Origin of the sequence: Streptomyces shenzhenensis (assembly GCF_021462265.1) — a bacterium.
Classification (GTDB): domain Bacteria; phylum Actinomycetota; class Actinomycetes; order Streptomycetales; family Streptomycetaceae; genus Streptomyces; species Streptomyces shenzhenensis.
The window spans coordinates 12,936-30,659 of the sequence record NZ_JAJONF010000069.1; the positions used below are offsets into that span (position 1 = coordinate 12,936).

Annotated in this window: 17 protein-coding genes; 13 read left to right on the forward strand and 4 right to left on the reverse strand. The window is 73.1% G+C overall.

Annotated elements, in window-relative coordinates; genetic code table 11:
- Nucleotides 1–4 precede the first annotated feature (4 nt).
- The 3 genes from LQ326_RS43735 to LQ326_RS43745 all read left to right on the forward strand — a co-directional run bounded on the left by LQ326_RS43735 (nucleotide 5) and on the right by LQ326_RS43745 (nucleotide 4,262).
- Nucleotides 5–1,228 carry a PucR family transcriptional regulator gene (locus LQ326_RS43735; RefSeq protein ID WP_234544657.1) on the forward strand — a complete coding sequence of 408 codons (1,224 nt, stop codon included), beginning with the start codon at nucleotides 5–7 and terminating at the stop codon, nucleotides 1,226–1,228.
- A gap of 638 nt (nucleotides 1,229–1,866) precedes the next feature.
- Nucleotides 1,867–2,889 carry an alcohol dehydrogenase catalytic domain-containing protein gene (locus LQ326_RS43740; protein WP_234544658.1) on the forward strand — a complete coding sequence of 341 codons (1,023 nt, stop codon included), beginning with the start codon at nucleotides 1,867–1,869 and terminating at the stop codon, nucleotides 2,887–2,889.
- Complete coding sequence (locus LQ326_RS43745) at nucleotides 2,886–4,262, forward strand: amidohydrolase family protein (RefSeq protein ID WP_234544659.1); 1,377 nt, start codon at nucleotides 2,886–2,888, stop codon at nucleotides 4,260–4,262. Before LQ326_RS43740 ends, LQ326_RS43745 begins: the two co-directional genes overlap by 4 nt.
- A gap of 210 nt (nucleotides 4,263–4,472) precedes the next feature.
- On the opposite strand, the gene LQ326_RS43750 is transcribed toward LQ326_RS43745, so the two are convergent.
- Nucleotides 4,473–4,700: a hypothetical protein gene (locus LQ326_RS43750; RefSeq protein ID WP_234544660.1), complete on the reverse strand. Its 228-nt coding sequence runs from the start codon at nucleotides 4,698–4,700 to the stop codon at nucleotides 4,473–4,475.
- A 314-nt stretch (nucleotides 4,701–5,014) separates the two neighbouring features.
- On the opposite strand from LQ326_RS43750, the gene LQ326_RS43755 reads away from it, so the two are divergent.
- Genes LQ326_RS43755 through LQ326_RS43770 form a run of 4 tightly spaced genes read left to right on the forward strand, consistent with a single transcriptional unit; the run spans nucleotide 5,015 to nucleotide 9,803 of the window.
- Nucleotides 5,015–6,103, forward strand: a complete 1,089-nt coding sequence (locus LQ326_RS43755) for a BMP family ABC transporter substrate-binding protein (protein ID WP_234544661.1) — start codon at nucleotides 5,015–5,017, stop codon at nucleotides 6,101–6,103.
- Between the two features lie 30 nt (nucleotides 6,104–6,133).
- A complete protein-coding gene (locus tag LQ326_RS43760; protein WP_234544662.1) occupies nucleotides 6,134–7,690 on the forward strand; it encodes an ABC transporter ATP-binding protein in 1,557 nt (518 codons plus the stop codon).
- Nucleotides 7,687–8,892: an ABC transporter permease gene (locus tag LQ326_RS43765; RefSeq protein WP_234544663.1), complete on the forward strand. Its 1,206-nt coding sequence runs from the start codon at nucleotides 7,687–7,689 to the stop codon at nucleotides 8,890–8,892. The genes LQ326_RS43760 and LQ326_RS43765 overlap by 4 nt, the downstream gene beginning before the upstream one ends.
- Complete coding sequence (locus LQ326_RS43770; protein WP_234544664.1) at nucleotides 8,889–9,803, forward strand: ABC transporter permease; 915 nt, start codon at nucleotides 8,889–8,891, stop codon at nucleotides 9,801–9,803. Before LQ326_RS43765 ends, LQ326_RS43770 begins: the two co-directional genes overlap by 4 nt.
- Nucleotides 9,804–10,029: 226 nt before the next feature.
- Here the strand turns inward: LQ326_RS43770 and LQ326_RS43775 are convergent, their stop codons facing one another.
- Nucleotides 10,030–11,064: an aldo/keto reductase gene (locus tag LQ326_RS43775; protein ID WP_234544665.1), complete on the reverse strand. Its 1,035-nt coding sequence runs from the start codon at nucleotides 11,062–11,064 to the stop codon at nucleotides 10,030–10,032.
- A gap of 211 nt (nucleotides 11,065–11,275) precedes the next feature.
- Between LQ326_RS43775 and LQ326_RS43780 the strand changes: the two genes are divergently transcribed.
- From LQ326_RS43780 to LQ326_RS48515, 6 genes are all read left to right on the forward strand, one after another.
- Nucleotides 11,276–11,728: a VOC family protein gene (locus LQ326_RS43780; RefSeq protein ID WP_234544666.1), complete on the forward strand. Its 453-nt coding sequence runs from the start codon at nucleotides 11,276–11,278 to the stop codon at nucleotides 11,726–11,728.
- Nucleotides 11,713–12,195 carry a nuclear transport factor 2 family protein gene (locus LQ326_RS43785; RefSeq protein ID WP_234544667.1) on the forward strand — a complete coding sequence of 161 codons (483 nt, stop codon included), beginning with the start codon at nucleotides 11,713–11,715 and terminating at the stop codon, nucleotides 12,193–12,195. Before LQ326_RS43780 ends, LQ326_RS43785 begins: the two co-directional genes overlap by 16 nt.
- Nucleotides 12,196–12,353: 158 nt before the next feature.
- Nucleotides 12,354–13,214: a fumarylacetoacetate hydrolase family protein gene (locus LQ326_RS43790; RefSeq protein WP_234544668.1), complete on the forward strand. Its 861-nt coding sequence runs from the start codon at nucleotides 12,354–12,356 to the stop codon at nucleotides 13,212–13,214.
- A 27-nt stretch (nucleotides 13,215–13,241) separates the two neighbouring features.
- Complete coding sequence (locus LQ326_RS43795) at nucleotides 13,242–14,405, forward strand: amidohydrolase family protein (protein ID WP_234544669.1); 1,164 nt, start codon at nucleotides 13,242–13,244, stop codon at nucleotides 14,403–14,405.
- Between the two features lie 78 nt (nucleotides 14,406–14,483).
- Entirely contained in the window at nucleotides 14,484–15,257 is a 774-nt protein-coding gene (locus LQ326_RS43800) for an HpcH/HpaI aldolase family protein (protein WP_234544670.1), read from the forward strand.
- Nucleotides 15,254–15,610 (forward strand): cupin domain-containing protein, encoded by a 357-nt coding sequence (locus tag LQ326_RS48515; protein ID WP_234544678.1) that lies wholly within the window; start codon nucleotides 15,254–15,256, stop codon nucleotides 15,608–15,610. The genes LQ326_RS43800 and LQ326_RS48515 overlap by 4 nt, the downstream gene beginning before the upstream one ends.
- 81 nt (nucleotides 15,611–15,691) lie before the next feature.
- Here the strand turns inward: LQ326_RS48515 and LQ326_RS43810 are convergent, their stop codons facing one another.
- Nucleotides 15,692–16,492 (reverse strand): IclR family transcriptional regulator, encoded by an 801-nt coding sequence (locus LQ326_RS43810; RefSeq protein WP_234544679.1) that lies wholly within the window; start codon nucleotides 16,490–16,492, stop codon nucleotides 15,692–15,694.
- A gap of 158 nt (nucleotides 16,493–16,650) precedes the next feature.
- Entirely contained in the window at nucleotides 16,651–17,706 is a 1,056-nt protein-coding gene (locus tag LQ326_RS43815; RefSeq protein ID WP_308402159.1) for an NAD(P)/FAD-dependent oxidoreductase, read from the reverse strand.
- Nucleotides 17,707–17,724 lie beyond the last annotated feature (18 nt).

The window sequence follows — 17,724 nt, forward strand, 5'->3', positions numbered from 1 at the left end:
CACCATGGCTATCACCACCGCCGGACCGTGGTCCGGACCCGCCCGGGAAGGGCCGGGACCGGACACCGACCCCGCCACCCTCGAACGGGAACTGACCGAGGCCGTGCTCGCCGGAGCCGCGCGCTCGGACGTGCTGCGCGCGCTGCGCGCGGCGACCGGCCGGCACGCCCGCCTGCTGTCCGCGCAGGGCGTGCCGCTGGCGGCCACCGACGGCGGCGCGGGACTGCCGGCCGCGGTGGCGCACGGCGTCCTCGACGGCGCGGCCGGGCCGGTGGTCGACACGCTCGACGGACTGCGGGCCGCGGCGCTGCCCGTGCGGGCCGGGACGACCGTGGCCGGGGTACTGCTGACCGTCGGTCGCTGCGATCCGTACGTACGGGCGCTGGCGGGTGCCGCCGTCACCGCGCTGCTCATCGACGCCGTACGCGCGGGGGACGAGCAGGCCGCGGCGGTCCCGCCACGGCATACCGCCGCCGACGTCGTCGCCGCGCTGCGGTCCGGGACGGTGAGTCCCTCGGAGCGCGCGGCGGCCATGGCCCTGGGGATCGATCTGGAGCACCCGCCCGCCGCCGCCGTACTGCACTACAGCGGCTCCCGGCTGCGCGCCTGGTCCACCGCCCTGGCCTGGCTGGAGCATCCGGTGCAGCAGGAGGCGCGTACGGCGTGGACGGTCGTGCCGGGGGAGGCCGCGCTCGCCCGGCTGCGCACCCGGCTGCGCCTGATGACCGGCGACGAGTGCGCGGACCACGTCGTCGCGGCGAGCGGTTCCCACCCCGACTCGGCCGACGACCTGGTCCGGTCCTTCACGGAGGCCGAACGGCTGCTCGGCCTGGCCCGCAGCCGGCACGTCCCGCAGCTCACCTTCGGCGGCTGCGGAGTCGTCCAGATGCTGCTGCCCCTGCCCCGCGCCCGGCTCGAGGCGTACGCCGAGGCACACCTCGGGCCGATCCTTGACCGCCCGGAGCTGATGGCCACCCTGCGGGCCTGGCTGGCCGAGCGGGGCAGCCGGCAGAGCGTGTCCGAACAGCTTCATCTGCACCGCAACTCGGTGGGCTACCGGGTACGGCAGATCAAGAACCTCCTCGGCACCGACCCCTTGCTCCCCGCCGCCTCGGCGGAACTCCATCTGGCCCTCGCGGCCCTGGACCTGCTCAGGTCCGACGACGGCCGCCTGCACGCCGACGGGCACCCACGCGACGACGACGAGCCGGTGCCGACGAGCGGCTGAGCCGCGGGGTTGCGGAGACACGGGGTTGCGGAGACGCGGCACCGCTGAGCTGCGGGGCCGCCGACGCTTCGGGCCGCTGAGCCGTGGTGCCGCGCACGACGCGCCGCGGCCGACCGCGGGCCGTACGGGTGTGCGCCGTGGGCGATGTGCCGCCGCTGGCCCGCTGGCCCGCTGGCCCGCTGGCCCGCTGGCCCGCTGGGCTGCAAGGCTCCCCGGGCCTCCGGGCTGCCCGGGCTGCCTGGCCCCCCGGGCCCGGCTCCGCCCTCCGGCAGCCCCCCCGGCCGCCACTGCCGAGCCCCCGGGCCGTATGTCGGCGTCAGGGCGCTGGTCGTATGGGTGGCGTGCCGCGGCTTGTGGGTGTCGGACCTGTGGGTGGGGTGTCGGCTTCCGGGGTGGAGCCCGGTGTGCCGTGGCGTCGCCCGGCGCGGCGTTCTGCTGCCGCGCCCCCCGTTTCTCACCCGCTCCGGCCTGCGCCGTGAGCGCTGCGGAGCCGTGCGCTCACATGAAAGACCGACGAAACCAAGATGTTCCACAGGAGCGTTGACAGGGCCGTTCGGCGGAGGCAAAGTACCTCGCAATACGTTCCATCGACTCGCAATGCGAGATGGATAAGGGGAGGAGGGCAGCCGGTGCGAGCCATGGTGCAGACCGATTTCGGGGGGCCCGAGGCCGTGTCCCCGAGGGAAGTCCCGGAACCGGTGTGCGGACCGCGCGACGTCGTCGTCGCGGTCGAGTACTGCGGGCTGAACCGCCTGGACCTGCTGCAGCGCAGGGGGCCGGGCCTGATCCCCGGCTTCCGTCTTCCCCATGTGCCCGGCATGGACTTCGCCGGGACGGTCGTGCGGACCGGTGCCGCGGTCGGCTCGGTCGTCCCCGGTGACCGGGTCGTCGCCGACCCCACCCAGGGCTGCGGCAGCTGCCCGCGCTGTGCCGTGGGCGACCGCGCGTACTGCGTACGGCCGCGCATCCTCGGCGGCAACGCCCCGGGCGCGCTGGCCGAGTACGTACTGGCGTCCGCCGAATCGGTCGTCCGGGTTCCCGACTCCGTGCCGCTCGCCGCGGCCGTCACCCTGCCCACCGCCTACGCGACGGCCTGGCACGCGGTCCACACCCTCGGGGAGACCGCGGCCGGTGAGACCCTCGTGGTGCACGCGGGAGCGAGCGCCGTCAGCCTGGCGGCCATCGGACTCGCCAAGCGGGCCGGTGCCAGGGTCGTCGCGTTCGCCGGCAGTGACGCCAAGCGGGCCGCCGCCCGTCAGGCGGGCGCGGACCTGGTGCTGCGCAACGGGGACCCCGACGCGGTGAAGGCGGTCTCGGCCTTCACCGACGACGCCGGGGCGGACCTGGTCCTGGACCACGTCGGCACCGACACCTGGCGCACCTCGCTGGACTGCCTCGGCGTCCGCGGGCGGCTGCTGCTGATGGGCAACACCAGCGGCGACCAGGTGTCGTTCTCGCTCCAGGAGGTCTTCCACCGGGGCCTGAAACTGCTGGGCACCGGCGGCTACACCTCGGCCGACTTCGTCGCCGCCACCTCGGCCTGCTTCGCCGACGGCCTGCACCTGCCCACCGCCGCCCGGTTCCCGCTGGAGGACCTCGCCGAGGCCTGGGACGTGCTCGCCGCCCGCGACACCATCGGCAAGGTGGTGATCGAGCCGTGACCGATCTGCTGATCACGGGCGGTGACGTCGTCACCATGGACCCCGCCCGGCGCGTCCTCGGCAACACGACCGTCGCGGTGTCCGGGGACAGCATCGCCGGGCTCGGCACCGCCGAGGAACTGCGGGCCCGTTTCCGGGGCGCGCGCGAGATCGACGCGTCGGGCTGTGTGGTGATCCCGGGCCTGGTCGACGCCCACCAGCACACCACCGTCGACCCCCTTGTACGGAGCATGATCCCGGACGACATCGGCGCCCAGGAGTCGATCTTCGACTGGATCGTCCCGCTGCACGCCGCGGCCGACGGCGACGACGACGAACTGGCCGCCACCATCACGGCTGTCGAGTGCCTGTCCCGGGGTATCACCACCGTGCTGGAACCCGGCACGGTGGCCTTCCCGGAACGGGCCGCCGCCGGGCTCGCCGCCGCAGGCATCCGCGCACGGGTCGGCGGCTGGGGCTGGGACGCCGAGGGCGTGCCGCTCGGCGCACCCGCCGACGAGGTGCTCGCCCGGCAGGAGGACATCGTCCGTTCCCTGCCGGCCACCGGGCCGGTCACCGGGTGGGTGACACTCGTCGGGCACGACCTGGTGAGCGACGAACTCCTCACCGGGGCGGCGGAGCTGGCCGAGCGGCTCGACACCGGAGTGACCTGGCACATCTCGCCCGGCCCCGCCGACGTGGAGACGTACGCGCTGCGCTGCGGGCGCCGACCGGTGGTTCACTTCCGCGAACTTGGGGTGCTCGGACCGCGCCTGCTGCTTGGGCACGCCGTGTGGCTGGACGACGCGGAGGTCGAGGCGATCCTCCAGACCCGGACGGCGGTCGCCGCCTGTCCCGGCGCCTACCTGAGGCTCGGCCAGGGGTACACGCGGGCGTCGCGCCACGCCGAACTGGTGCGGCGGGGCGGCCGGGTGGCCCTGGGCTGCGACGCGCACAACGCCGGCGACGCCCCGGACGTCCTGCTGGCCGCCCACCTGTTCGCCGCCCTGGAACGCGACCGCGACCTGCCCGCCCCGATCCGTGCCGAGCAGGCGTTCGCGCTCGCGACGATCGACGGGGCCGAGGCGATCGGGCTCGGTGACCGGATCGGCTCCCTGGAGGTCGGCAAGGCCGCCGACCTCGTCGTACTCGACGCCGCCGACCCGGCCTGGATACCCAGGGGGGACCTGGCCCGCCAGCTCGTCTGGGGACACGTATCCCGCACCGTCCGCGACGTCCTGGTCGACGGCCGAGTGGTCGTCCGCGACCGCCGGCCGACCGGCGTCGACCTCGCGGCCGTCGCCGAGGCCGCCGCCGAACGGTCCGCCGCCCTGCTGCGGCGGGCCGGCATCACCCCCCGGCCGTCCTGGCCCGAACCGGTGGCCGTCCGGTGAGCCCGGCCCGTGCCGGAGCACCCGTGGGCTTCCCATGAGCCCGGCCCAGACGGCCGTACGACCGTCCGGGCCGTAGCACCGGCGCCAACCAGCGAGGGGAGAGCAACCGTTGAACGTCACCGACTTGGCCGGGCCCGCGCGGGCGAGGACCACCGGCCACCCCTGGACAGCGACCGCGAACGCCCGGCCCACCGGACCGGCGACCAGCCGTCACCCCCGCGGCGCCGGCCGCCGATTATTACCCCACCGCTCCGCCGGCACGCGCACCACCCGCGCATGCACCATCAGCACCGCGCGCACCAGATGCACCGTCAGCACCGTGCACAGCTGCACCATCAGCACCGTGCACCAGACCACCGTCAGCACCGCGCACACCATCAGCACCGCGCGCACCAATCGCACTGCGCGCACCATCAGCACCGCGCGCACCAGACGCACCGCGCACACCAGGCCCACCCGTCGTGCCCGCCGCGGCCGTCGGCATCACCGCTGACGACCCGGTCCCGTCTCCGCCCCCCCCATGCCGCGTCGACCCCCACCCGGGTCCGAGCGGCCGGGCGGATCCGTCTCCCGTGGTCCGTCGCCGCGGGTGAGGAGTCCGTCCGGCACCAGGACGGTCACCTTGGCGCCGAGGTCACCCAGGACCCCGGCCCTGCCGAGCGATCCCCCCTCGACATCACCACCGCCCCGCCGGGGCGGCACCCCGAGCGACACCCCCCGAGCGTCACCACTGAGCGAATGGAACCACGCACATGACCACCAGAAGCACCCTTCGCCGCCCCCGAGCCGCGGTCGGCCTCGCCCTCGTGGGAGCCCTCGCGCTCGCCGGCTGCGCCAGCAACGACGCGACCGCCGCCAAGACGACCGCCTCGGCGACCGGCGACAGCGGCTCCGGCCTCAAGGAGCCCGACCTCAACGGCGACGGCAAGGTCGTCATCGGTGTCCTCAGCCCCGGTGACATCAACGACCACGGCTACTACCAGAGCTTCGTCGACGGCGCGGACGCCTACGCCAAGACGCAGGGCTGGACGGTCATCAAGCGCGGCAGCGTACCCGTGAACGACGCGCTCACCGCCGCCCGCGCCCTGTGCCAGCAGCACGTCGACATGATCGCGCTCGGCGCCAGCGAGCTCAAGAACGCCATCCCCGCCGCCGAGGAGGCAGTCTGCGCCAAGACCGCCTGGTACGTGCCCTCGTCGGCGAACATCGACCAGACCCCCAAGATCATGCTGTCCGCCGACGACCCGAACCAGTCCATGCTGGTCGCGGGCTACGCCGCGGGCCTGAAGATGAAGGCGGCCGGCGACACCAAGGCCGGGTTCATCACCGGCGCCAAGGCCGACTTCAGCGTGGCCGCCGCCAACGCCTTCCTGGCCGGCATCCGGGAGGTCGTCCCGAAGGCCCAGCTGGCCACCACCTACACCGGCGACTTCAACGACTCGGCCAAGGCCAAGGAGGCCACCCAGGCCCAGATCAGCCAGGGCGCCAAGGTCATCTACCCCTACCTCGGCGGTGCCACCGACGCCTCGGCCCAGCTGGCGAACGGCAGTAAGGTGCTGACCCTCACCCCGGGCACCGACCGGTGCGACTCGACCAGCCCCAAGTACGACATCTCGGTCATCTTCAGCCCCGGCGACTACTTCCAGGCCGCGCTGAAGGAATTCGCCAAGAACAACCTGAAGATGGGCACCACGCGCACCTGGCAGCTCGGCGTCGACCCCTACCCGACCGTCAAGATCTGTGACCCCAAGGGCGACCAGGCCGCGCAGCTGGCGGCCTTCATCAAGAAGATCGGCAGCAAGGAGATCGACCCGGCCGCCGAGGTCAAGCGCCTTGGCTGACCTGCCGACACCGACGAGGAAGATGCAGCGATGACACCGACGGCCTCAGCGGCTCCGATTCTCGAGCTGCGCGGCATCACGAAGTCCTACGGGCCGGTCACGGCCTGCGACGCGGTGGACCTCAGAGTCGACGCGGGCGAGATCCACGGTCTCCTGGGCGAGAACGGGGCGGGCAAGTCCAGCCTCATGAAGGTCCTGCTGGGGCTGGTCCGGCGCGACGACGGCCTCGTGCTGGTGCGCGGTCAGGAGGTCGCGCTCGACAGCCCGCAGGAGGCGGCCGAGCTGGGCATCGGCATGGTGCACCAGCACTTCAGCCTCATCGACGCGCTGGCCGTGTGGGAGAACGTGGCGCTCGGGGACAGCGGCAAGGTCGACAAGCAGGCCCTGTGCGCCGAGATCGCCGCGGTCTCGGCGCGGTACGGGCTGCCGATCGACCCCGAGGCCCGCGTCGGGACGCTCTCGGCGGGCGAGCGGCAGCGGGTCGAGGTGGTGAAGTGCCTGCGGCGCAACCCGAGGATCCTGATCCTCGACGAGCCCACGTCGGTACTCACCCAGGCCGAGTCGGAGGAGCTGTTCACCGTCCTCGGCCGGGTGGTGCAGGAGGAGGGGCGTGCCGTCATCCTCATCAGTCACAAGCTCGCCGAGATCTCCCGGGCCACGGACCGGGTCACGGTCCTGCGCAAGGGCCGCGTCGCCTTCCGGGCGGTCACCGCCGAGACCACCCCGCAGCTGCTCGCCCAGCAGATGGTGGGCCGTGAGGTGTCGCTGGGCGAGGAGGGCGCCGCCCTCGGCCTGCTGCCGGTGCGCAACCCGGGTACGGGGCAGGACGAGGACCACGACCGCGAGGCGCACGTGCTGCGCCTCGCGGGGCTCACCGTGGAGCACGACGGGGTCAGGGTCCTCGACGGCGTCGACCTCACCGTCGGCGCGGGCGAGATCGTCGCCCTCTACGGCGTCGAGGGCAACGGCCAGGCGATGCTCGGCGACGTCCTGTCCGGACTCGTCGTGCCGAGTGCCGGCACCGTCGAGGTCGCCGGGCAGGAGGTCGACCTGACCCGGCCCGGCGTCCTGTCGAAGGCCGGCCTGGGCATCGTGCCCGAGGACCGGCACCAGAGCGGCGTCGTCCTCGACATGAGCGTCGCCGAGAACCTCACGATGAAGTCCCTCGACCAGGTCAGCGGCCGGTTCCTGCTGCGGCAGCGGGCGATGCTCGCCGAGGCCCGGCGCCTCGCCGACGAGTTCAACATCGTCACACCGTCGCTGGACACACCCGTACGCAGCCTCTCCGGCGGCAACCAGCAGCGGGTCGTGCTCGCCCGGGAACTGTCCGGCCGCACCCGCGTCCTGGTGGCCGCGCAGCCCACCCACGGGCTGGACGTCGGTGCCATCGAGGACATGTACGCCCGGCTGCGCGCGGCGGCCGCCGAGGGCGTAGGCGTGCTGCTCATCTCCACCGAACTGGAGGAAGTCATGGCCCTTGCCACCTGGATCGCGGTGATCTCCTCCGGGCGGATCACCGGGGCGCTTCCCGTCTCCGAGGCGACCCCCGAGCGGCTCGGCATGCTGGTCGGGGGCGAGGCCGCATGAGTGCCACCGCCTCCGGGCCGGACCCGCGGACCACGCGGAGTCCGGCCGACGACCTCGGCCGGCGTCTCCTGGCCCGGCTCCGCCCCGGGCCGGGCGGCTGGCTGACCGCGGGATTCACCCTCGTCCTCGTCGCCGCCGCCCTGGGCGTGTCCGCCGTCCTGCTCATGCTGACCGGTGCCTCGCCCAGCGCGTCGGTGCGGGAGATCTGGACCGGCAGCCTCGCCAACTCCACCGGCTGGACGACGACGCTGCTCAACGCGGCGCCGCTGCTGCTGGTCGCCGTCGGCACCTGCGTCTGCGCGGCCGCCGGGACCTTCAACATCGGACAGGAAGGGCAGGTGCTCATCGGCGGCCTGGCCGGGGCCTGGGTCGGGCTGCGGCTGGCCATGCCCGGCCCGATGCTGGTCGTCGTGGTGCTGGCCGCCGCGGCCGTCGGCGGCGGCGCCTGGGCCGCGCTCAGCGCCCTGATGTACCGCTTCCGCCGCGTCAACGTCGCGGTGAGCACCCTCCTGATGACGTTCCTCGCCCTCCAGCTCGTCACGTTCGCGGTCAGCACCCGCTGGTTCCTTCAGGAGAGCGCGCAGGGTTCCTCCGGCATCGCCGACGCGCAGTCCAACCCCCTGCCGGCGGGCGCCCTGCTCGGCGGCGTCGGGCAGTATCCGTCGCTCCAGGTGAACCTGGGCCTGTTCGTCGCGCTCGCCGCGGCGGTCGGCGTCGCCGTCGTCCTGACCCGCAGCCGATGGGGCTTCCGGGTGCGCATGGTCGGGCTGAACCCGCGCACGGCCCAGCACACCGGCGTCCGGGTGGCCGCGCTCAGCGGCCTCACCCTGACCCTGTCGGGCGCGTTCGCGGGGCTGGCGGGCGGCCTGCTGCTGGCCAGCCCGGTCAGCACCAACCGGCTGCAGTCCGGACTCTCCGACAACGTCGGCTGGGACGGCCTGCTCGTCGCGCTCGTCGCACGCAACCGTCCCCTGGTCGCGATCCCGGTGTCGTTCGTGTTCGCGGTCCTGCGTTCGGGCGGCGACTTCCTCTCCGCCACCGGCGTGCCGTACTACCTGGTCGACATCGTCAAGGCGCTGCTCGTCCTCGCGTTCGTCGTCCCGCCCCTCCTCGTCAACCTCGTCAGCGGGCGCCGGGGCGCCAGGCCGTCGGCCGCGCCCGCCGCGTCCGTCGTCCCGACCGAAGTGAAGGCGGCCGCGTGAGCGCTCTGGACAGCACCTCCACCATTCTCGCGAGCGGAGTCCGGCTGACCGTGCCGCTCGCCCTCGCCGCCTGCGGCGAGTACGTCGCCGAGCGGGCCGGCACGATGAACATCTCCGTCGAGGCGATGATGCTCGGCTCCGCGTTCACCTCGGTCGCCACCGCGAGCGCGACCGGCAGCGCCACCCTCGGCCTCGTCGTCGGCCTGCTGACCGGCCTCGTCATCGGGGCGGTGCACGGCAACCTCTCGCACCGGGCGCAGATCAACACCTTCGTCGTCGGCCTCGTACTGAACGCGCTGGTGCTCGGTCTGACGAGCTTCCTGATCACGACCCAGCAGTTCGCCTCGCACCAGGTCGACCTGCTGTCCGTTCCGCTGCTGCGGGACATCCCGGTCATCGGCGCACCCCTGTTCTCGGTACGCTGGCCCGCCTATCTCCTGATCCCGCTGGTCGGGCTCACCTGGTGGCTGGTCGAGCGCAGCCGCTGGGGCCTGGAACTGCGGGCCGTGGGGGAGAACCCGCAGGCCGCCGACGTCACCGGCGTCAAGGTCAACCTGCGGCGCCGGCAGGCACTGCTGTGGTGCGGCGCGCTGGCCGGTCTGGGCGGCGCGTACCTGGCGGTCGGCGAGGTCGGCTCGTTCAACCAGAACATGACCGCCGGGCGCGGATACATCGTCATCGCCGCGGTCATCTTCGGGGCGTGGCGGCTGGGCCGCACCCTGCTCGGCTGCCTGGTGTTCGGTGTGTCCGACGCGCTGCGCCTGGCGCTGCCGCCGCTCGGCATCACCCTCAACGCCCAACTGCTCGTGGCCGCCCCGTACCTGCTGGCGCTCCTGGCCATGCTGCTGTTCACCACGCAGCACCGGGAACCGGCCGCCCTCGGACGCCCCTTCGAGCGCGGCTCGACCTGACGTCGCCGCCGCCTCGGCGAGAGAAGGAGGCCGGCCCCGCGAACGTGCGGGGCCGGCCTCAGGCGTACGACGACGGCGGTGGCGGCGGCGTTGTCGGCGGCAGCGGCAGCGGCAGCGGCATCGGCGTTGCCGGCGGCGATGGCGGCGGGGGTGTCAACCCGGTCGTCAGCCGCGTCGTCAGCCGCGTCGTCAACGGCGTCGCCGACGGCGCTGCCGAACGCTGGTGTCAGCGGCGGCGCAGTGCCGCGTTCTCCAGAGCCGGTGGCGTGTGGCCGATGTCGCGCGGGTTGAGCACGCTGCCCGGTGCGACCAGCTCGTCGATCCGGTCCAGCGCCCCGGCGGACAGCGGCCGGTCCACGGCCGTCAGCTGCGTCAGGAGCTGCTCGTGGGTGCGCGGGCCCATGACGGCCGAGGTGACGCCGGGATGGGCGAGCACGAACCGCAGGGCCAGTTCCACGAGCGTGCAGCCCTCGTCGGCGGCGAGGCGCACCAGTTCCTCGACCACCGCCAGTTTGCGCTCGCGCACCCGCGCGTCGGCGTAGTCGAAGTGGTCGCCGTTGGTCCGGGCGCGCGAGTCACCCGCCGGTTCCGCGCCGGCCCGGTACTTGCCGGTCAGCCAGCCGCCGTTCAGCGGGCTCCAGACCATGACACCCATCCGGTGCCGCTGCGCGGTGGGCAGCACGGCGGCCTCCGCGTGCCTGGCCAGGACCGAGTACGACAACTGCTCCACGGTGAACCGCTCACGCCCGCCGCGCCGGGCCGCCCACTGCGCCTCCACGATCTCCTCGGCCGGGAAGCTGGACGTGCCGATCGCCCGTACCTTGCCCGCCCTCACCAGGTCGCCGAGGGCGCCGAGCGTCTCCTCGATGTCGGTGCGGGGGTCGGGACGGTGGACGAGGTACACGTCGAGGTGGTCCGTGCCCAGCCGGCGCAGGCTGTCCTCGACGGCACGCGTGATCCACAGCCGGGAGTTGCCGCGCCGGTTGCGGTCGAGCGGGCCTCCCGGCATCTCGTTGTGGAACTTCGACACCAGGACGACGTCGTCGCGCCGCCCCTTCAGCGCCCGGCCGAGGATCTCCTCCGACTCGCCGAAGGCGTACACGTCGGCGGTGTCGACGAGGTTGACGCCGGCGTCCAGCGCCGTCGCCACCATCCGGTGGCACTCCGCCTCGTCGGTGTTGCCCCAGGCACCGAACATCATCGTCCCGAGGCACAGTTCGCTCACCTCGATGCCCGTCCCGCCCAGAATCCGGTACTCCACGCTTCGCCCTCCTCTTCCCCGCGTCCTGCCCGCGTCCTGCCAGGCGACCGCTGTCGCCGTCATCCGGCAGGCTCCCACGGCGGCGGGCGCGGGACCGATGTCGCGCGGGGTCAGCGTTCCCGACACGCGCGTTGTGTCCGCAGCACATCGACTCGCCCGTGCCCACGTGTCTAATCTCGGGGAAATTCGTACCCCTCACGATGGAGGCACTGTGGCCACCGGTCTCACCTCGGCCCGCTGGACGCACGTCGCGCTGCCCACCGGGGACCTCGACAAGGCGATCGAGTTCTACACCTCGCTCACTCCCCTGGTCGTGGTCGAGCGGTTCAAGGACGCCGACGGCGAGAGCGTATGGCTCTCCAACGACAAGCAGGTGGAGACGCCGTTCGTGCTCGTCCTGGTGTCCTTCAACAAGGACAAGGGCGGCCGGCTCGGCCTGCTGCACCCGTTCGCGCACATCGGCATCGAGGTGCCGGCGCGCGAGGACGTCGACGCCCTGGCGGACCGCGCCCGGGAACTGGGCTGCCTGCACTGGGAGCCCCGGCAGATGCCCGACCCCGTGGGCTACATCTGCGCGCTGAAGGATCCCGACGGCAACGTCGTGGAGATCTCGCACGACCAGCGGGTGTTCGACACGGTCCGGCAGAAGTGGGGGTCGGCCTGACCACCGAGAGCACCGGCGGCACGGGCAACGGCGCGGGCAGCGGCGCGGACAACGACACGGGCAGCGGGGCGGACAACGGTGACGACAACGCCACCCGCGCCGCCGTCGAGGCCTACCTCGCGGCGCTGAACGCGCACGACGCCGACGCCGTGGCCGCCTGCGTGGCCGAGGACTTCGTCAACGAGCACACGTCGTCGACGGGACAGAGCCGCCGGGGCCGCGCCGCGTACCGGGCGGCGCTGACCGGTTTCCTGGCGGAGTTCGGGGACCTGCGATACGTGCCCGAGCGCGTCCTCGTCGACGGCGCCCGCGCCGCGGTGCCGTACGTCATGACGTTCCGGATGCGTTCGGCGGGGGACCGGCCCGTGCGGATCCGCGGGGTCTTCCTGTTCACCGTCGTCAAGGGTCTCGTCACGCACCGCACGGACTACTGGGACGGCGACGAGGTGCGGCGCCAGCTCGCCTGACACGCTGCCGTCGGCTCCGCGAAAAGCCCTGCTCACCACCGCAGATCAGTCCACCGACACCCCGTCCGCCTGCCGCGCGGACGGGGTGTCCGTGCGTCCCCAACCAGCGCTTGCGTATCGCTTGACATGATGGTGTCTCGCAATAAAAGATGCTCGCCATGCGAGTAGTCACGACGCGGACCGGCCTGGGCCGGATCGAAGACGGGGCTGTCGCCCTGTTGGACACTGCTTTCCCGCACCTCGGCGCGGTCCTCGAACAGGAGGGCTCGCTGCAGTGCCTGGCGTCGTGCGCGGTGCGCCGGCGCATCCCTCTCGACGAGGCCGACCTCACGGCGCCGCTGGGCCGTCCCGGCGCGGTGTGGGGCGTCGGACTCAACTACGTGTCGAAGGCGGAGCGGACCGGCAGGGGGCTGCCCGAACAGCCGATCCTGTACCTGTCCGCGTCGTCAGGCGTCCTTCCTCCCGGCGCGCAGGCGGTGATCCCGCCGGGCGCGGCCGAACCCGACTACGAGGGCGAGATGGCGGTCGTCGTCGGGCGCCGGCTCTTCCGGGCCGCCGAGTCGGAGGTCTGGTCCGCCGTCGCCGGCATCACCGCCGCCAACGACATGACGGCCCGGGATGTCATGCGCACCACCGGCACACCCGCCCTCGCCAAGAGCTACCCGGGGTTCACCCCCCTCGGCCCGTCCGTCCGCACGGCCGACGAGCTCGCCGACCGCGAGGCCGTCGGCGTGCGCACCCGGGTCAACGGCCGGCTCGTCCAGGACGACACCAGCGCCGGGATGATCTTCCCCGTCGCCGATCTGCTCAGCAGGCTGTCCTGGTACGCCGCCCTCGAACCCGGCGACGTCGTCCTCACCGGAACCCCGGCCGGCACCGGCCAGGACCGCGCCTGCTTCCTCGCCGACGGCGACGAGGTGTGCGTCGAGGTGGACGGTGTCCTTCCCCTCGTCACCCGCATCGTTCGTCCCGCGGACGCCGCACCGCGCGACCAGCGGCCGGCCGAACAGGCCGGCTGACCGTCCCCTCACCCTGGAGCCACAGCGATGTCACACTCCTCCACACCGTCCTACGACCTAGTCCTGGCCGGGGGCACCGTCATCGACCCGGCGTCGGGCACCAACGCCCGGCTCGACGTGGCGGTCACCGGTGACCGCATCGCCGCGATCGGGGAGGGTCTCGCGACCGGCGCGGCCCGCACGATCGACGTCACCGGCTCCACCGTGCTGCCGGGCCTCGTCGAGGGCCACACCCACATCTTCCAGTACGTCTCCGCCGTCGGCGCGCCCGCCGAGGAGGCCCATCTGCGCCGCGGCGTGGTCGCCGCGGCGGACGCCGGCACGGCCGGCGCCTCGACCTTCGCGGCCTTCCGCAAGCTGGTCGTCGAGGCGAACGCGATGCGCATCGTCAACTTCCTCAACGTCTCGGTGCTCGGCCTGATCGACTTCAGATTCGGCGAGCTGCTGAACCCCGGCACCCTGGTCCCCGACGACGCGCTCGCGACCGCCGAGGCCCACCCGGACATCGTGCGCGGCTTCAAGATCCGGCTCTCCGAGGACGTCGTCGGCGAGCACTGGGAGTCGCTGCTGAAGAAGTCCGTGGCGCTGGCCGAACAGGCCGGTCTCCCGCTGATGCTGCACATCGGCGAGACGCCGGTGCCGCTGCCCGTCGTCCTCGACCACCTGCGCCCCGGCGACATCGTGGCGCACTGCTACACCGGCAAGCCGTACGGCATCCTCGACGGTGACCACGTGCAGCCCGCCGTCACCGCGGCCCGTGAGCGCGGCGTCCTGTTCGACTCCGCCCACGGCAAGAGCAACCTCAGCTTCGAGGTGGCCCGCCGGGCCATCGCCGACGGCTTCCTGCCCGACATCCTCAGCTCCGACACCAGCGCCCGCAACTGGCGCGGCCCGGTGTTCGACCTGCTCACCAGCGTCTCCAAGCTGGTCGCACTCGGCGCGCCCCTCGAAGAATGCGTCCGCCGGGCCACCGTCGCGCCGGCCCGGCTGCTCGGTCTCGACACCGAGGGCTACGGGCGCCTGGAGGTCGGGGGGCGGGCCGATGTCACGGTCATCACCGAGACCGAGGAGTGTGTCCTGCCCGACGCCGCCGGCAACACCATCGTCGCCCCGCGCCTGGAGCCGACCGTCGTGCTGCACGAGGGCGCCGAGATCGACATCGTCCCGTGGCGTGGCCTGCCGTCGGCCTGACCTTCCCGGACTGGGTCTGACCCCTCCCGGTCAAGGCCTGACCCTTCCACATCCGCCCGTAGACACCGTGGAGGCCCGATGACCGCCGGTGACGTCCATCCGCTGCGGCGGCGGCTGCGCGCCGCCCTGACGGCGGCGGGACCCGCCGTCGGCACCTTCGTCAAGCTGGCGACGACCGACGCGGTGGAGCTGGCCGCGGCGGCCGGATTCGGGTTCGTGGTCGTCGACCTCGAACACTCCACGCTCACCGAGCGGGACGCCATGGACCTGGTGCGCCACGCGGCCGTCTGCGGCCTGCCCGCCCTGGTCCGGGTGCCCGCGGTGGACGCCGCCGCCGTCAACCGGCTCCTGGAGGCCGGGGCGGCGGGCATCCAGCTCTCCATGCTCACCCGCACCGCACAGGCGGACGCACTCGTGGCGGCGACCCGGTTCGCCCCGGCCGGCCATCGCTCGGTGAGCCTGGCCAACCGGGCCGCCCGGTTCGGTGCGCTCCCGCTGGCCGGGTTCCTGCGCGCCGAGCAGGACGACCCGCCGGTGCTGGTGGGCCAGATCGAGACGGCACGCACCGACCCCCTGCCGGAGCTGGTCGCCGCTCTCGACGTGTGCTTCGTCGGCAGCACCGACCTGGCCGTCGATCTGGGCCTGCCCGCGGACCCGGCGGTGCTGCGGGCCGCCGTGGACCGGGTGCGGGCCGCGGCCCGGTCCGCCCACGTGGCGTTCGGCGGCTGGGCACCGGCCCGGAGTGCCGCGGCGGACCTGGGCCTCGGCGCCGCCGACTACCTGATCGTCGGCTCGGACCTGCAGATGTTGGCGGCGGGCCTGCGGGCCGCCGCCGGAGAGGAGAAGCAGTGAGCACACGCAACGCGGCCCTGTTCGGCGCCGTCGTCAACTGGGACGACCTGCCGGTCACCCAGGTGCGGCCGGGCGTCCGCCGACGCGTCTACGCCACCGACGAGGTGATGATCTGTCACCACGAGCTGGACGTCGGCATGACACTCAACCCGCACCGGCACGAGGACTTCGACCAACTGGTCCACATCTCCGAGGGACGCGCGAACTACTACGTGGACGGGGTCGCGCACGACATGCGGGCGGGTTCGTTCCTGCTGGTCCCGCGCGGCAGCGAGCACTACGTGGAGCCGACCGAGGCCCCCTGCGTGAACATCGACTTCTTCGTGCCGCCGCGGGCCGACCTGCTGCCCTGACCGGCCGGCACCCGGCTGACATGGCTGTGGCCCACCGCCCGAGCGGTGGGCCACAGCCATGTCAGCCGTTCCGTGCACGGCTCAGTCGCCGCCCGGCCCGTCCTCCGAGTTGCCCAGCCGCTGCGACAGCGCCCGGGCGGTCTCCACCAGCGCCTGGGCCATCGGCGACGCGACGTCGTCGGGGACCGTCGCCGTGGTGCCGACGATCGCGAGCGTCCCGCTGATCTTGTCGCCGTCGAAGATCGGCGCCGCGATGGTGCGGACCCCGTTGACGGTGGGGGAGTTGACCGACAGACCGTGCTTGCGGATGGCGTCGAGCTCGTCGTTCAGCTCGGCCGACCTGCGCACGGCGCGCGGCAGCGCCGGCACCTGCTCCGGGGGCAGGAACGCGAGGAAGACGCGGCCCTGTGCCGAGGACGTGAGGTTCAGGCGCGAGCCGACCCGGACGCTGATGCGCACCATGTGGTCGGTGTTGTCCACCGAGCGCACCACGGTCGCCGACTCGCCGTCCCAGACCGACAGCACGATCGTCTCGTCGATACGCCGGACCAGGTTCTCCATGTACGGCTCGGCGGCGGCGACGATCGGCAGGCCGGCCCGCGCGGCGGCGGCGAGGGTGAGCACCTGGGGGCCGAGGGAGTACAGCGAGGTGCGCTCGTCGTAGCGCAGCAGGTTCGCCGCCCGCAGCGCCTTCGTGTAGCGGTGCGCGGTCGCCTTGCTCGCCCCGAGCCGTGCGGTGATCTCGTTCAGGCTCATGTGCGGTTTGCCGACCGTGAACGAGCCGAGGATCAGCGCGGCACGCTCGACCGTCTGAATGGTCGGGGCGGTCCGGTCGGGACCGTCCTGCTGCTCTCCGGTGCCGCGCTGCACCTTGGTGACCATGGTCGTATCACTCCTGTTTGAGCTCGGTCAGAGGGGATGGGATACAGGTGGGACCTGTGAAACAGTAAACGAGACGCTGTATCGGATGAAGAAATGGTACGGCGGCTCGGAGCTGTGCGGGAAAGCGTACTCAGGTTCTGGTCCGCCGAGGACCTGTCTTACGTGTCGGAGGAGTGCCCCGGGGTGAGGGAGCGCGCCGGATCGAGCAGGGCGGCCACATGGTTCACGGCGAGGGCGGCCTCACCGAAACCGATCGAGATGAGGCCGACCCTGCCGTCGTAGTCGGCGATGTCACCGGCCGCGAAGACGCGCTCCCGGCTGGTGCGCATCGTACGGTCGACGAGGATGCGGCGGCGGCGCAGGTCGAGCCCCCACCGCTCGATCGGGCCGAGGTCGGCGATGAAGCCGAGCGCGGCCACGACGGACTGGGCGGGCAGGGTGATCCGGTCGCCGTCGGAGTTCGCGACCACCACCTCCGACACCACCCCGCCGTTGCCGTCGGCTCCGTCGCCGGAGATCTTCTCGACCTCGTACGGGGTCAGGACCCGTACCGAGGAGTTCCCGACCTGCTCGACGGTGCGTTCGTGGGCCCGGAACCGGGTGCGCCGGTGCACCAGCGTCACCGACGCGGCGACCGGCTCCAGCGACAGCGCCCAGTCCAGCGCGGAGTCCCCGCCGCCGACCACCACGACGTCCTGGCCGGATAGTTCGTCCAGCCGCGGCACGAAGTAGCGCAGCCCCCGGCCCAGGTACTCGGAACCCACCGGCAGCTCACGGGGGATGAAGTTGCCGATCCCGCCGCAGACGAGCACCGCGCCCGCGCTGATCCGCGCGCCCGCGTCGGTGGTCGCGACGACGCCCGCACCCGTGTCGTCGAGGTCGGTGACCCCGTGCCCGAGCAGGTAGACCGGGTTCCACCGCCCGGCCTGCTCGGCCAGCCGGTCCACCAGGTCCTGGCCGCGGACGGCGGGGAAGCCGGCCACGTCGTAGACGAGCTTCTCGGGGTACAGCGCGGCGATCTGGCCGCCCACCTCGGGCAGCGCGTCGGCGACCGCGACGCTCATCCCGCGGAAGCCGGCGTAGTACGCGGCGTACAGCCCCGTGGGCCCGGCGCCGACGACGAGCAGGTCGACGGAGACCTCGGTTCCGGCGCTCGGAGCCGCGGCGCCCATGGCCGTGGGCCCGGCGCTCATGGCCGTGGGCCCGGCGCTCATGGCCGTGGGGCTGGCGTC